Origin of the sequence: Cohnella hashimotonis, assembly GCF_030014955.1 — a bacterium.
Classification (GTDB): Bacteria; Bacillota; Bacilli; order Paenibacillales; family Paenibacillaceae; genus Cohnella; species Cohnella hashimotonis.
Genome location: NZ_JAGRPV010000001.1, coordinates 5,548,360 through 5,563,256 on the forward strand (window position 1 = coordinate 5,548,360; position 14,897 = coordinate 5,563,256).

Below are 14,897 nucleotides of genomic sequence, written 5' to 3' on the forward strand. Positions count from 1 at the left end.
CCTTTCTCGAATTTCTAACGAAGTTCTTACATTTTCCGCGATTCCAGGTCGGAGGCGGCCTAATCTTTATGCAAGCTGAACGAAAACACCGTTTTCTCGCCCGGCCGGCTGGAGACGGAGATACGCCCGCCCTGCTTTTCGACCAGATTCCTCGCGATGGCCAAGCCGAGGCCCGTGCCTCGCAGAGACGCATTCCGTGAATCCTCTCCCGTATAAAACCGTTCGAACACGCGGGGCAAATCCGCCGGCGGAATGCCGCGCCCCCGATCCCATACGTCCACCGCCGCGAAGTCCTCTTCTTCCCGTACGGCAACGCCGATCTCGCCGCCATCCTTACCGTACCTTAACGCATTGGACAGCAGGTTTTCGAGAATGCGACGAACCCCTCCTCCGTCTGCCATGACATACAAGGGCGACGCCGGAAGACGAACCGACGGTTCGATCCCGGCTTTTTGAAAGTCCGGATAAAAACCGAGCAGCACCTCCTGGACGGTATCGGTCAAATTCATTGGCCGCAGATCGGGCGGCGCGTCGTCGGCCTCCAGTCTGGCCAGCTCGAAAAACGATTGCAGCCGTTCCAGAAGCGAGTTGCCTTTGTCTGCGGCGATGCAGAGAAATTCGGACCGTTCTTCCGCCGTCAGCGACGCATCGTTTCGCAAGGCCTCGATATAACCGAGAAGGGAGGTAAGCGGCGTCCGGAGATCGTGCGAGAGGCTCGCGATCATCCGTTTACGTTCGTCCTCGAGAACCAGCATGCGCTCCGTCGTTTGCTGAAAATAGTCGATCAGACGGTTAAGTTCCCCGCTTAGTTCTTCGACGAGTCTGCGAGGCGCAGGCAGGCGGTACCGCAGATTCAGATTGCCTGTCCGAATCTCCTCGGTCGTCCGCCGAACCCTCCCGAGCTCGCGAACCAAACGCCGCTGCCGGACAAAAAGGTACCCGCATGCCAAGAAGAGGAGCGCCGCGACAACGCCCGGCCACGTCATGCGCGTCCCTCGCCAAGCTTGTAGCCGAAGCCCCATACGGTTTGGATATAGAGTGGATTGGACGGATCCCGCTCGATTTTCGCACGCAGCCGGTTAATATGGACCATGACCGTGTTGTCTTCGGATAGACTCTCCTCCTGCCAGACTGCCTCGAAGATTTGGGATTTGGTAAAAACGCGCGTCGGGTTCGTCATGAACAGCTTCAGGATGGCAAATTCCTTGGCGGTCAACGACTTTTTCTCGCCCGCGGCTTCCACCTCGAACGAGCTTGCGTTGAGCGCCAAATCTCCGTGTACGATCATGCCTGCATCGCTGCCAGCCGTTTCGTCTTTAAAATCGACGTAACGGCGCAGCTGCGCCTTCGCTCTGGCGACGAGCTCCCCGATCGTAAACGGCTTCGTCATATAATCGTCGGCGCCGAGCTCCAAGCCGAGTATTTTGTCGATCTCGCTGTCCTTGGCCGACAGAATCAGGACGGGGATCGTCCCCTTCGCCCGGATGCTGCGCAGCACCTCCAGGCCGCCTGCGCGCGGCAGCATCAGGTCCAAGATGACCAGCTGATATTCATGCGCCCGGAAATGGGCGAGCGCTTCTTCGCCGTCGTAGGCGGAATCGATCTCGAAGCCTTCTTTGGCCAAATATTTGGCGACGAGCCCGTTGATCTCGGCGTCGTCTTCGACCAATAGGATTCTTTTCATCGGAAGCGACTCCTTCCTTTCTTCTAGTTAGCATCTCCGATTATAGGCGTCGCCGGCGCGCGTTTCGATGGACCTGCGTCTAGAATGAAGCGCACGCGAATGCCAATCGGAAAAGCAAAGGAACCGTCCTCGTCCCGAGGCGGTTCCTTTTACGCGTCACTCTCGCGTCACCCTATAGAAGATTAAACCGCCGGATAAGCGAAAACGACCTCGTGGACGCTCAGCTTCGCGCCCAGCATGATGCCGCCGCCGGGCCGCGCTTGCTCCCCGTGGCCGCCCTGATGGGCCCCCGGCTCGGCGCCCGCTTCCGGCTTCGGACGGGCGTGCGCGTGCGCCTGCTTGAACGCGTCGCTGTTCACCCAGCCGTCGAAGGCGGCGCGGTCTTCCCAGGTCGTGCACACCTTGAGCTCGTCGTGCTCCTCGAGCGATTCGGTCAGCAGCTCCATCCGGACGAAGCCCGGCGCGTGCTGCACGCCCTTCGGATTTTTGAAGCGCTCGGCAACTTCGGCGACATGGCCCGACTTGATCTTAATCGTATTGATCGCGACGATCATGGCGAACATCCTTCCTGTGTCAGTGTTTTATATATTGTAGCAAAGGCGGAATAGCGGCTCAAATCGGCGTCGAGTACGGGGTGCGGCGAGCGAGCTGTGGCGGGGAGTTGCGGTAATCGGCTGCGGGGAGTGGCTGTTGCGCCAGAGAGTTGGGGCGATGGGGAGTTGGGGCGATGGGGAGTTGGGGCGATGGGTAGTTGGAGCGATGGGTAGTTGGGGCGAGCGCTGCGGCGGGATTGTTGCGTGCGGATTCAGCGGGCAATTGCGTCGGGCAGCGGCGACGGAGCGTTGCGGCGTTCTGTTGCGGGGCGCGATGAGAAACAGTTGTTAAAAGGCAGCTAATTTATCGCAAAGGCTCGTATACGGACAATTAGTTGTCAGAAGGCAGCTAATTCTCTCTCCAGCGCCGCAATTCCGCGTATAGCGAAGAAATAAATGCCTTTTGACAACTATCTCCCGCTTGCCCTCGATGCCGCTCGAAATAAATGCCTTTTGACACTTATCGTCCGGATTTCCAGTTCCGATCTGCCCGCTTCGCCCCCTCACCGCTCCATCCACCCCACTCGCTCTATCTCCTTCACTCGCTCCATCTCTCTCACCCGCTCCATCCCCCACTCAATCCACTATCCCGTTTGTCGCTCTATCCGTTCCTCGCTCTGTCCCGACTAATTGCCCGACTGCCCAACCGCCTACCGACCTTTCGTGCGCGCAAATGAAAAACCCCCTGCCGATCGATCGGCAAGGGGTGCTTGTTCACGCTGCAATTCGAGCCGAATTACTTGCGAATCGTCTTCAGGCCCGTAGACCAGGAAATGACCTGATCCAGCATCTGCCCAAGAGAGGTTGCCTGCACGTCCTTCGGCTTGAAAACGGAGCCGTTCTCGAAGTCGGTGAACAGCGAGAGCGCCGGGTGCACGCGCACGTCCGCGACCGACAGCTCGCCGAGGATGCCGCGGAGATGCTCCGCCGCGCGGGCGCCGCCGACCGAGCCGTACGACACGATGCCGGCAGCTTTGTCGTTCCATTCCTTGCGCACGTAGTCCAGCGCATTCTTAAGCGCGCCCGTGATGGAGTGGTTGTACTCCTGCACGATGAATACGAACCCGTCGCAGCTGTCGACCTTCTGCGTCCACGCGGCCGCGCCGGATGCGTCCTGACCAGGCTCGCCGAGCAGCGGCAGCTTGAAATCCGCGATGTCGATGATCTCGTATTCGGCGTCGCCGCGCTTGTCGGCGAGCGCCTTCACCCATTCTCCTACTTGCGGACTGAGGCGGCCTTCGCGCGTGCTGCCCAGGATAATGCCGATCTTCAACATTAGATTTCCTCCCTTGGCCTTAAATAGAATTCAATTTATTGTATCATCTTGCTCCAGACTTATCCAAAGTCTGTCCGATTATGCCGCGGCTCCCGGATATCGCCGAATCGTGCCACGGCCGCGAGTAACTAGGTACGTGATCCGGGCGCCGCGTACGACGCTTCCGGCAGCTCGACCATCGCAGGCGATGGCGCGATCCCAAGGCAGCGGCACATGAGCGGAGCCAGCAGCAGCTGCGGCAGGGCGGACTCGCCGCGTCCCCGCTCCAGCATAAAGCGCGCGTCGCCCAGCAAATAAAGCGGGACGCTCCGCTCCTCGGCCGCCGTGCCGCCGTGCTGACCGGACGCGCTCATCCCGTGGTCGGAGGTGACGAGGATGCGGTAGCCGCGCAGCAGCCAATCCGGGACGAGCGACGCCAGCATGCCGTCCGCCGCACGCACGGCCGCTTCGTACTGCGCGCTCTCGCCGCCGAACTTATGGCCCGCGTCGTCGATGTTCATCGTATGGACGTACAGAAAATGCGGGTCGTACGCCTTGCGCAGATGCTCGGCATCCGCGAACAGATGGCTGTCGGGATAGTGGTCCTCGAAGTAAAAGACGCCATGCTGAATCGGCCTGTCCGCGTCATGCTGATGGCGGTCCGTCAAAGGGTGGAACGGTGCCGCGTTATACAGCTCGCTGACCCAATGATAAGCTGCCGCCGCCGTCCGCAGTCCGGCGTCGGTCGCCAGATGGAACACGCTCCGCTCACGGCTCAGGCGTGCGATATGGTTGGCCGCGATGCCGTTCTGCGCGGCGGGCGTGCCGGTCAGCAGCACCTCGTAGAGCGGTCGCGACAGGCTGGGCAGCTCAGACCTGACTTTATGGCAGACCGCTTCGCCCTGCTCGGTCAGATGCTCCATATAGCCAAGATAACGGCGCGCGGCGTCGTATCTTAGTCCGTCCAACACCACGACGACAAGCTTCGGGGACGATGGGTTCATGCATGCTCTCCTCCTTTAATCTCGTGGTCTCTCCTTAGATCTCCGTCTCTCTTTTAATTGGCCACCGTCCATTGCAAACGGTGCGCGCGCAGCAGCTGCGTCCACTCCCGCGGCGCGGCGACATTGCTGACGATCGTATGGACGCTCCGCAGCGGAACGATCTCCACGAAAGCTTCCTTGTTCAGCTTGGAATCGTCCGCGAGCACGATCGTCTGCCCGGCCGCTTCCGCCATTCGCCTGGACATGCCGGTCTCGCCGAGATCGTAATCGCTGATGCCACGGTTCGGCGACACGCCGCCGACCGAGATGAAAGCCTTGTCGACCCGGAACTGCGAGATCATCCGCTCGGCCATCGTGCCGGACATCGACTGCTGTTCCGGGTTCAGCTCGCCGCCGATGACGATGATCTTGCCTGTGAAACGCCCCCCGTTCAGCGACTCCATCAGATGATAGGCTACGGCAAGGGAGTTGGTCAGCACGGTGAGCCGCTCGCAGCCCGAGATCGCTTTGGCCAGCTCCAGCGTCGTCGTGCCGACGTCGATCGCGATCGTGTCGCCGGACGAGATGAGCGCGGCGGCAGCGCGGCCGATCCGTTCTTTCTCCTGCGCTTTCTCCTTCTGACGCTGCAAATAGGGAGGCTCGTAGTTGGTCGGCTTGCTCGGCACCGCGCCGCCGTACACGCGCTTCGCCAGCCCTTCGCGTTCCAGGTACAGCAGGTCGCGGCGCACCGTCTCCTCCGACACGGCGAACCGCAGCGACAGCTCGGGCACCTTGACCCGCCCGTCCAGCTTGAGCTGGTCCACGATGACGCGCTTGCGTTCTTCCGACGAGATCGACATGTTCCTTAAGCTCCTTCTTTCTCCAGATGCAGCAACTGCGACTCGTCGAGCGCCAAGAGCACGGGGCTTTGCTCCGCGAGCGGCAGCGAGCGGCCGTCGTTCAGCGCGTCGATCGTGAGCCTCACGCCGGCGGCCTCAACGGTATAACGGATAACGTTGCCGAGAATGGATACCGACCGGATCATCCCCTCGGCGATGCGCCGGTTGGGCTCGAGCGGCTCGGTCCTTCCGTTCAGAAGCACGACCGATTCCGGACGAATGGCGAAGCTGTGCGCCGTGCCCTTCACATTGCCGAACAACCGGGACGCGTCCGACCGGCTGAGCACGTTGTAGCTGCCCATGAACCGGGCGACGAATTCGGTCCGCGGCTTCGTGTACACCGTTTCCGGAGAGCCTTCCTGGACGATGCTGCCTTTGTTCATCAGGCATACGCGGTCGGACAAGGTCAGCGCCTCCTCCTGATCGTGCGTGACGAAAATCGTCGTCATGTTGAACTGCCGCTGGATCGCGCGAATCTCCGCACGGAGATTTTTGCGAATCTGCGCATCGAGCGCACTGAGCGGCTCGTCCAGCAGGAGCACCTTGGGACGGACGGCCAGGGAGCGCGCGAGCGCCACCCGCTGCTGCTGCCCGCCGGACAACTGCTGGGGATACGCGTCGCGCTTGTCTGTCAGTTCGACGATGGCGAGCAGCTCCTCGGACCTGTTTTTTCTCGCGGCCTTGTCGATGCCCCGCATCTTCAGGCCGTATTCGATATTTTGGCTGACGGTCAGGTTCGGGAACAGCGCATAAGCCTGAAACACCATGCCGATCTCCCGGCTCCGCGGCGGCAGCTTGGCGATATCCTTGCCGTCCAGCAGAATTCGGCCGCCGTCCGTATCCGCAAGTCCCGCGATGCAGCGAAGCAGCGTGCTTTTCCCGCAGCCCGAAGGACCGAGCAGCGTTACGAGCTCGCCTTCGCGAATTTGCAGGTTGACGTCGTCAAGCACGTTCGCGTTGCCGTATCGCTTGCGGATGCTTTGCAGCTCCAGATAGTCGCTCATCCTTTCATGCCTCCGTTCACTTTTTGGCCCAGCTTCATCAGCAATGCCGACAGAATCAAAATAAACACAAAGTAAGTGATGGCGATGGCGCTCGCCATATGGCCGCTCTCGCCCATTCGCTGATACAGGTACACCTGGATCGTCTGGATGCGTCCGCCGACCAGCATGTTGGTCAGCACGAACTCGCCGAACAGCACCGAAAACGAGAGCAGCGCGGAGACAAGCACGCCGGGCCAAATATTCGGCAAAATGACCGTCGCGAGTGCTCGCATCCGGCTCGCGCCGAGCAGCTCGGCGGCGGAGAGCAGCGGGCCCGCCGATACGGTCAGCAGACTGTTGCGGATGCCCTGGTACATATAAGGCAGCACGACGACGAAGTAGGCGCCAAGCAAAATATAGGCCGTGCCCGAAATATTGAGCGGACCGGAAGAATAGGCGCGGATGAGTCCGACCGCCGCCACCACGCCGGGCACTGCGTACGGAAGCACCACGATCCCTTTCATGAGAGATTCCAGTCTCGGCATGTAGATCGTAATGACGAACACCGCGGGCAGCATGACGAGCAGGCTGATCGCAACGCCGAGCAGGCATAGATAAAGCGACGTCCAGAGCGACTCCAGGAAACGAAGATCTCGGAACATGCCGCTAAACCATTCTAGCGTCCAACGTGCCGGAAGCACCGTCGTCTGCCATTCTTTGGCGAACGCGTAGATGCAGGTGGCGAGCAGAGGCAGCATCAGATAGACCATCAGCAGCAGCATTAACGAGCGATGCGCGGGACCCGCCCGCTTGGTCGAAGCGTCCATCACAGCTCCTCCTTGGCAGCGGCCGGCGCAGCTGGGGTCCAGGAACGAAGCTGACGACGGCGTTTAGGCGCAGCGTGCTGGCCGGCGCCCAGCACGGCGTCAAGTTTCCGAGTCCGCTGGGTCATTTTATGATTGAGAAAGACGGCGAGCAGCGTCGTCAGCGCGAGGATGACGGCGAGCGCATTGCCGAGCTGCGGCTGGTTGACGACGTCGCCCGCCACGAGCGAGCCGATCCGCACGGCCAGCAGGTTGTAGTTGCCGCCGACCAGCGCGTAGGCCGTCGCGTAAGCACCCATGGCGTTTGCGAACAAAATGCCCAAGGTGCCGAACACGGCCGGCGACAGCACCGGCAAGCCGACGCTCGTCCAGAACTGCCACCTGCTCGCGCCCAGCATGGACGCGGCTTCGCGCCACTGATCCCGAATGCCGTAGAAGGACGGATACAGCAGCAGCAGCGCCAGCGGCACCTGGAAGTACACATAGACCAGAACGAGTCCCGACCAGCTGTACAAGTCGAAGTCGGCGAATACGCTCCAGCCCCACTGCTTGAACAGTAGCGTGAACACCCCGTTGCTGCCCAGCAGCACGATATAAGCGAAGGCGAGCGGTACGCCCTGGAAGTTCGACGTCATATTGGAGAGCATCAGCAGGCGGTCCCGCGTACGCGCCGGAAATCTCGTGATCGCATAGGCGCAGGCCAGGCCGACGACGATGCCGATCGCGCTGGACGCGGCGGAGATAAGCAGGCTGTTTTTGATCGCTTGCATGTAGTAAGCGCTCTGTAGGATTCGCGCATAGAAGCCGAAGGAAATGCCCGAGCCTGTCGCGGGCTTCAGGCTGCCGGCCACCATGGATACGACCGGAATCAGTTGAAACAAAAGTACCATCGCCAAAAAAGGGACAAGCCCCAGCCACATCCACCGGTTGCTCCGTTTCAAATGCGCCACGCTCCTGTCGGATAAGAGAGAGGCGCCTTCGGCAAGAAAGCGAAGACGCCTCGTAAAAAAATCAGTTCATGTGGACGAGAACGCGCTCCTGCCACAGCTGGGGAATCTGCTTGGCCGTCTCTTCCCACGCCTTGTAGTCGTTAACCGGCTTCACGTTCGTGTAGGCTTCCTTCGGCAGCAGCTTGGCAGCCACGTCGTCCGGCAGCTTCACGCTGTCGCGGATCGGTCTCGCGTAGCCCTTGGCCAGGTTGATCTGGCCCTCGTCGCTCAGGATATATTCGCGAGCAAGCTTGGCCGCGTTCGGATGCGGCGCGTACTTGTTGATGATCGTGGCGTAGCCGCTCACGACGCTGCCTTCGGCAGGAATCGCCACGTCGTATTGGTCCTTGCCGAGCTGATCGCTGTAATTGAGCGCGTTGAAGTCCCAGAGCAGCGTCACTTGCACTTCGCCCTTCTCGATGTTGGCGAGGCTCGCTTCGGCGTTGGAGAGGCGGCCTTCCTTCGCCAAGCCTTCGAAGTACGCGATGCCCGGCTCGATGTTCGTCTCGCTGCCGCCGAAGGCGATTGCTGCGGCCAGCACGGCCATCTGGGCTTGCGCAGCTTTGGTGACGTCGCCGACGATGATCTTGTAGTCGCCTTTCTTCAGATCTTCCCAGCTTTTGGGCGGGTTCGCGACCAGCTTTTTGTTGGTCAGGAATCCGATCGTGCCTTGATAGCCCACGATCCAGTGACCGTCCTGATCCTTGGCCCAGGCGGGAATTTCGTCCCAGTAAGAGGTTTTATAGGCTTGCGTAACGCCCTTGTCGATCGCGACCGAGCCGAAGGCGATGCCGACGTCGCCGATATCCGCGGTCGGCTTGTCCTTTTCCGCGTCGAACTTGGCGATCTCCTCGGCGCTCGACATATCGGTATCCGTATGAGAAAGGCCGTATTTCGTCTGCAGGTCCGCCCACGTATCTTTCCAGTTCGCCCATGTGTCCGGCATGCCGACGCTAACGACGGAACCTTCTTCCTTGGCGTTCTTCTCCAGATCCGCCAACGAAATTTCCTGCGGGGCGCCGCTCGCTTCCGCGCCGTCCGCGTTTTTCTCTCCGCATGCCGCCAGCGGCAGCGCGAGCGTGGTCAAAACAAGTCCCGCAGCCAATTTTCTTTTCAATGCGTTTTTCATGGTTTCCCCTTCACTCCCGCGTGGATTATTGTGGACTATGTCTATATTCTTGTTGTTTTCTCTCCTACTAGAGTGTAGTTGGGGACTATTTACGCTGGATTATCCGAACCGGGCATGTTTGTTAAATCGTTTGGGGGATTTATCGGAGAGACGAATCTAGTATAATGTTGAAAAAGGCCATATTTTGTAAGAAGGAGATTTGCCCTTAATATGAAAAGAAAACTAGCGGGTCTCGTGCCTGCCGCGCTTGCGCTCGCCCTGGCGGCAGCTCCGATCGGCGCGTTCGCGGCCGGACCGAAGTTTCAAAGCGGGGGGCCCTCGTACACGATGAACGGCGGCTCGATCAACGATATCGCTTTTGCAGATCTGAACGGGGACGGGCATCTGGACGCGATCGTGAGCGATGTGAGCAATAACCGAATCGCGATATTTAAAGGAAACGGCGACGGGACGCTTCAGGCTACGCCCCAATACCTGGCAGTAGGCATAAGTCCGCGAGAGATTGCGGTCGCGGATGTCGACGCCGACGGCTTCCCGGATCTCGCGGTTACCAGCTATAGCGACGACAAAATAACGATTATTCTCAGGAACGCCGACGGCACGTTTAAGCCTGGTATCGCGTATGCGGCCGGAGACGGACCGTACGGAGTCGTCCCCGTCGATTTGAACAAAGACGGGCACCTGGATCTGGCGATCGCGGACAACGACAGTTTTCAAGTTTCTATCCTCTACGGCAATGGAGACGGTACCTTCCAAGCCCTTGTGTCTCGCGCTGTTGGCAATTTTCCCCGTTATATTATCGTCGGCGACTTCGACAGGGACACACTCCCCGACCTGGCCGTCTCTAACACCGGCTCGGCGAATATCAGCGTGCTGCTTAATCAGGGAGACGGGACCTTTAATCGCAGCGATTTTGGAGGCATGCTGACCCCGATGTACCTGGTGTCGGGAGAATTCAATGGCGACGGGATCGTCGATCTCGCGACCGCGGACAACGGCAACCCCGGCGGCGCGGCCGTGTTGCTCGGCGTAGGCGACGGCTCCTTCCACACGGCCGTTCTGTACCACACCGATCCGGGTACCTATCCGAACGACATTGCGGCGGGCGATTACGATGGCGACGGCCGACTCGATCTGGCCGTCAAGAACCAGGGGGTGGGCACTCTCTCTTTCTTTAACGGCAACGCGGACGGAACGTTCCAGCCGAAGTTCGATCTGGCGATTAACGGTTATTTAGCCTCGGCCGACTTGAATGAGGACGGACTGGCGGATTTGGCTTATGCGTCCGGCGCGAGCTTTACTTTGATGAACAGCCCAGCAGAAGGCGAGCTGGCGTTTTCCTCGCCGACGTTTACGGTTGCGGAAAACGGCGGGAATGCGACGGTAACCGTCAACCGTACGGGCAGCGCCTACGGCCAGACCAAGGTTCGGCTCCAGACGTCGGACGGCTCTGCCGCCGCCGGCGCCGACTATACCGCCGTCGACGCGACGATCGTCTTCGGTCACGGCGAGACGACGAAAAACGTGACGGTGCCGGTAGCGGACAATTCGGTCCACGGTACGGACCGGACGTTCGGCGTGACGATCTCCGGTCCGACCAACGGAGCGACGCTCGGCACGCAGACGAGCGCGATCGTCACCATTCAAGAGGACGACCCGGCGCCGGATACGACTGCGCCTACAATCGATGTTTCGAAGTTCGCTGCCGTCGACAACTACAGCGGCACGCAGGATCGGCTGGCCGGGGCAGCCGGCGCAGTAGGCGAGCCGGGGGCGGACGTGCGTGCCTTCCGCTGGAATGACAGCAATAGCGACGGCATCGTGGACGCAGGTGAGCTCGGATTGGAGATCGCACTGGGCACAAGCGCTGCTGATGGCTCGGTCCCAGGCGCCGACATCGGTGACCTCGGGCCGGGAACCTACAAGTACGTCGTCACCGCCGAGGACGCCGCGAGCAACGAATCGCCGCGCACCGCGGCGGCAGCGGTCTCCGTCACGCTGGCGAAGGGCATCGCCCCGGACGTGGCCGATCCGACCTGGCCGACAGGTGTGGAGCTTGTGGGTGCCAACGTCACGCGCACCGGCGTCAAGCTGTCCTGGCCCGCTGCCGTCGACGACCGCGGCGTCGACCACTACGAGCTGACGCAGGACGGCGACTTGATCGACTCGCCTGCTGCGGCGACGTTGTCTTACGACGTCGCCGGGCTGACGGCCGGCACCTCGTTCGCGTTCGAGATCGTCGCCGTGGACGCCGCGGGTAACCGCAGCGCCCCGCTTGCAGCGACGGTGGCGACGTCACCGCTTGTCGATCCGGCCAAGTTCGCGGCCGTCGACAATTACGATGGAACGCCGGATCGGCTGACCGGTGCAGCCGGTGCAATCGGGCGTTCGGGCGCGACCGTGCGCGCCTACCGCTGGACCGACGCCGACACCGACGGCGTCGTTGATGCGGGCGAGCTCGGCACGGCCATCGCGCTCGGCACAAGCGCTGCCGACGGCTCGGTCGCGGCCGCCGACCTCGACGATCTTGCGCCAGGCGCGTACAAGTTTGTCGTCACGGCCACCGACGGCGCCGGCACCGAATCGCCGCGCACGGCGGCGGCAGCGGTCTCCGTCACGCTGGCGAAGGGCATCGCCCCGGACGTGGCCGATCCTACCTGGCCGGCAGGTGCGGAGCTTGCGGATGCGAACGTCACGCGCACCGGCGTCAAGCTGTCCTGGCCCGCTGCCGCGGACGATCGCGGCGTCGACCACTACGAGCTGGCGCAGGACGGCGATCCGGTCGCCTCGCCTGCCGCGGCGACATTGTCTTACGACGTCGCCGGACTGACGGCCGGCACCTCGTACGCGTTCGAGATCGTCGCCGTCGACGCCGCGGGCAACCGCAGCGCGCCGCTCTCCGCAACGGTGGCGACCTTACCGCTTGTCGATCCGGCCAAGTTCGCGGCCGTCGACAACTACGATGGCACGCCGGACAGGCTCTCCGCCGCGGCTGACGCCATCGGTCGCGCCGGCGCGACCGTGCGCGCCTACCGCTGGACCGACGCCGACAGTGACGGCATCGCGGACGCGGGCGAGCTCGGGGCGGCCATCGCGCTCGGCACGAGCGGCGCCGACGGCTCCGTCGCCGCCGCGGATCTCGGCGATCTGTCAGCCGGAACGTACAAGTTCATCGTGACCGCAACCGACGGCGCTAACGTAGAGTCTCCGCGCAGCGCGGCCGCGGCGTTCAGCGTCACGCTGACCAAGGGCGTAGCGCCGGACATCGCCGATCCGACCTGGCCGTCCGGCGCGGAGCTCGTGGACGCCAACGTAACGCGCACCGGCGTCCGGTTGTCCTGGCCCGCTGCCGCGGACGATCGCGGCGTCGACCACTACGAGCTGGCGCAGGACGGCGATCCGGTCGCCTCGCCTGCCGCGGCGACATTGTCTTACGACGTCGGCGGGCTGACGGCCGGCACATCGTTTGCGTTCGAGATCGTCGCGGTGGACGCCGCGGGCAACCGAAGCGCGCCGCTCTCCGCGACGGTGGCGACTTCGCCGCTCGTCGATCCGGCCAAGTTCGCGGCCGTCGACAACTACGCCGGCACGCCGGACCGGCTGGCCGGCACAGCTGATGCCATCGGCCGCGCCGGCTCGACCGTGCGCGCCTACCGCTGGACCGACGCCGACACCGACGGGGTCGTCGCGCCCGGCGAGCTCGGCGCAGCCATCGCGCTCGGCACGAGCGCCGCCGACGGCTCGGTCGCAGCCGCGGACCTCGGCGACCTCGCGCCTGGCGCGTACAAGTTCGTCGTCACGGCGACAGACGGCGCCGGCACCGAATCGCCGCGCACGGCGGCAGCGGCCGTGACCGTCACGCTGATGAAGGGCATCGCGCCTGACATTGCCGCACCTGCTTGGCCTGCCGACGCGGCGCTGTCCGTCTCGGCCGTTACTTACGAGAGCCTTAGGCTCGCATGGCCTGCCGCTCAGGACGACGGCGGCGTCGACCATTACGAGCTGACGCAAGGCGCGGGAGCGCCTGTCATCCTGACCGCCGCCGCGCTTTCGCGCGATATCGATGGCTTAGCTGCTTCGACCGTGTATGAATTTTCCATCGTCGCCGTCGATGCTGCAGGCAACCGAAGCGCTGCGATGACGGTTACGGCCACAACGCTGCCTCGGCCTGAAACTGCGCAGCCGTCCGAAGCTTCGAGCGAGACCAGACTTCGGCTGCTTACGCTCGAAACCGATGCCGGCTCCGTCAGCTTGACGCCTCCCTTCGACATGAACATACTCGCCTATGAGGCAACGACCATGGAGTCGCGCATTACGCTGAATGCAGAACCTCTTTCTCCAGCCGCCGTCTTGCGGATTAACGGACAGAGCGCCCTCGGCAAGCTCCCGCTCGCGGTCGATCTCGCCCCGGGCAAAAACGTTGTACAGATCGAGGTTCAGGCAGCCAACGGCAATATCCGCACTTACGACCTGACGATCAATCGCCGGGAGAAGCCTCCGGTTGTCACTTGCTTCGGCGATATCCGCGGCCACTGGGCGGAAGCGGAAATTAACGAAGCCTGCGCGCTCGACCTGGTTAAGGGCGGGCCCGAAGGCCTCTATAGACCGGACAGCCCCGTCACTCGCGCCGAGTGGGCTGTCATGATCGCAAGATGGTTGAATTTGGACGCCAAAGGTACTGCGGTGGTCTCCGGGTACGCGGACTCGTCCAGCATTCCGGCCTGGGCCAGAGAGGCGATTGCCGGCGCGACGGACATCGGCATCCTGAACGGCTATTCTGACGGCACGTTCCGCCCCGCCGTGACGGTCAGCCGCGCGGAGATGACGGTCACCCTCGTCCGAGCCGCGAAGTGGACGACGGATCCGAAGGCCCTCACGGATTTCGCGGACGACGCGAGCATCCCGTCCTGGGCAAAGCCGTATGCCGCAGCAGCCGCGATGCACGGCATTACGAACGGCAAAAGCGGAAATCGCTTCGAGCCGGACGCGCCTACGACCCGGGCAGAAGCGGCGGCGCTCCTCGTCCGGATGTCCAAACTCTCTAACTAACTGTAATGGACAGCTTTAATTAAAAACGGGATTAGGCAGATTTGATTCCTGCCTAATCCCGTTTTTGTTTTGGCCGATCGCTGGGCATCTACTTTCCTACGACAGTTGTTTGCGCATTTCGGCGCCCGGAACCGCCCATCTACTGCCCTACGACAGTAGTTTGTATATCTCGGAGCCCGACACCGCCCATCTACTGCTCTACGGCAGTTGTTTGCGCATTTCGGCTACGAGCACCGCCATCTACTGCTCTACGACAGTAGTTTGCAAATCTCGGCGCCCAGCACTGCCCATCTACTGCTCTACGACAGTAGTTTACGTATTCCGGCATCCGGCACTGCCCATCTACTGCTCTACGACAGTAGTCTGCGTATTCCGGTGTCCGGCACCGCCCATCTACTGCTCTACGACAGTAGTTTGCGCATTTCGACGCCCGGCACCGCTCATTTACTGCTCTACGACAGTAGTTTGCGCATTCGGGCGTCCGGCACCGCCCAACTACTGCCCTACGC

General features: G+C 62.0%; 11 protein-coding genes. 1 reads left to right on the plus strand and 10 read right to left on the minus strand.

Annotated elements, in window-relative coordinates; genetic code table 11:
• Positions 1-59 precede the first annotated feature (59 nt).
• The 10 genes from KB449_RS22475 to KB449_RS22520 form a co-directional block, all read right to left on the minus strand.
• On the minus strand, positions 60-986 hold the full coding sequence (locus tag KB449_RS22475; RefSeq protein WP_282910483.1) for a sensor histidine kinase: 927 nt from the start codon (positions 984-986) through the stop codon (positions 60-62).
• Positions 983-1,684: a response regulator transcription factor gene (locus tag KB449_RS22480; protein WP_282910484.1), complete on the minus strand. Its 702-nt coding sequence runs from the start codon at positions 1,682-1,684 to the stop codon at positions 983-985. Before KB449_RS22480 ends, KB449_RS22475 begins: the two co-directional genes overlap by 4 nt.
• A gap of 182 nt (positions 1,685-1,866) precedes the next feature.
• The gene (locus KB449_RS22485) at positions 1,867-2,238 is read right to left on the minus strand and encodes an antibiotic biosynthesis monooxygenase (RefSeq protein WP_282910485.1); all 372 of its coding nucleotides are present in this window, start codon (positions 2,236-2,238) and stop codon (positions 1,867-1,869) included.
• Positions 2,239-3,013: 775 nt separating this feature from the next.
• Positions 3,014-3,553, minus strand: a complete 540-nt coding sequence (locus KB449_RS22490; protein ID WP_282910486.1) for an NADPH-dependent FMN reductase — start codon at positions 3,551-3,553, stop codon at positions 3,014-3,016.
• A gap of 128 nt (positions 3,554-3,681) precedes the next feature.
• On the minus strand, positions 3,682-4,536 hold the full coding sequence (locus KB449_RS22495; protein WP_282910487.1) for an alkaline phosphatase family protein: 855 nt from the start codon (positions 4,534-4,536) through the stop codon (positions 3,682-3,684).
• 53 nt (positions 4,537-4,589) lie between these two features.
• The gene (locus KB449_RS22500; RefSeq protein ID WP_282910488.1) at positions 4,590-5,375 is read right to left on the minus strand and encodes a DeoR/GlpR family DNA-binding transcription regulator; all 786 of its coding nucleotides are present in this window, start codon (positions 5,373-5,375) and stop codon (positions 4,590-4,592) included.
• Positions 5,376-5,380: 5 nt separating this feature from the next.
• A complete protein-coding gene (locus KB449_RS22505; protein WP_282910489.1) occupies positions 5,381-6,418 on the minus strand; it encodes an ABC transporter ATP-binding protein in 1,038 nt (345 codons plus the stop codon).
• Positions 6,415-7,224 (minus strand): ABC transporter permease, encoded by an 810-nt coding sequence (locus KB449_RS22510; RefSeq protein WP_282910490.1) that lies wholly within the window; start codon positions 7,222-7,224, stop codon positions 6,415-6,417. The genes KB449_RS22505 and KB449_RS22510 overlap by 4 nt, the downstream gene beginning before the upstream one ends.
• The gene (locus KB449_RS22515) at positions 7,224-8,162 is read right to left on the minus strand and encodes an ABC transporter permease (RefSeq protein WP_282910491.1); all 939 of its coding nucleotides are present in this window, start codon (positions 8,160-8,162) and stop codon (positions 7,224-7,226) included. Before KB449_RS22515 ends, KB449_RS22510 begins: the two co-directional genes overlap by 1 nt.
• A 70-nt stretch (positions 8,163-8,232) precedes the next feature.
• Entirely contained in the window at positions 8,233-9,339 is a 1,107-nt protein-coding gene (locus KB449_RS22520) for an ABC transporter substrate-binding protein (RefSeq protein ID WP_282910492.1), read from the minus strand.
• A 210-nt stretch (positions 9,340-9,549) separates the two neighbouring features.
• On the opposite strand from KB449_RS22520, the gene KB449_RS22525 reads away from it, so the two are divergent.
• A complete protein-coding gene (locus tag KB449_RS22525) occupies positions 9,550-14,388 on the plus strand; it encodes an FG-GAP-like repeat-containing protein (protein WP_282910493.1) in 4,839 nt (1,612 codons plus the stop codon).
• Positions 14,389-14,897: the final 509 nt, after the last annotated feature.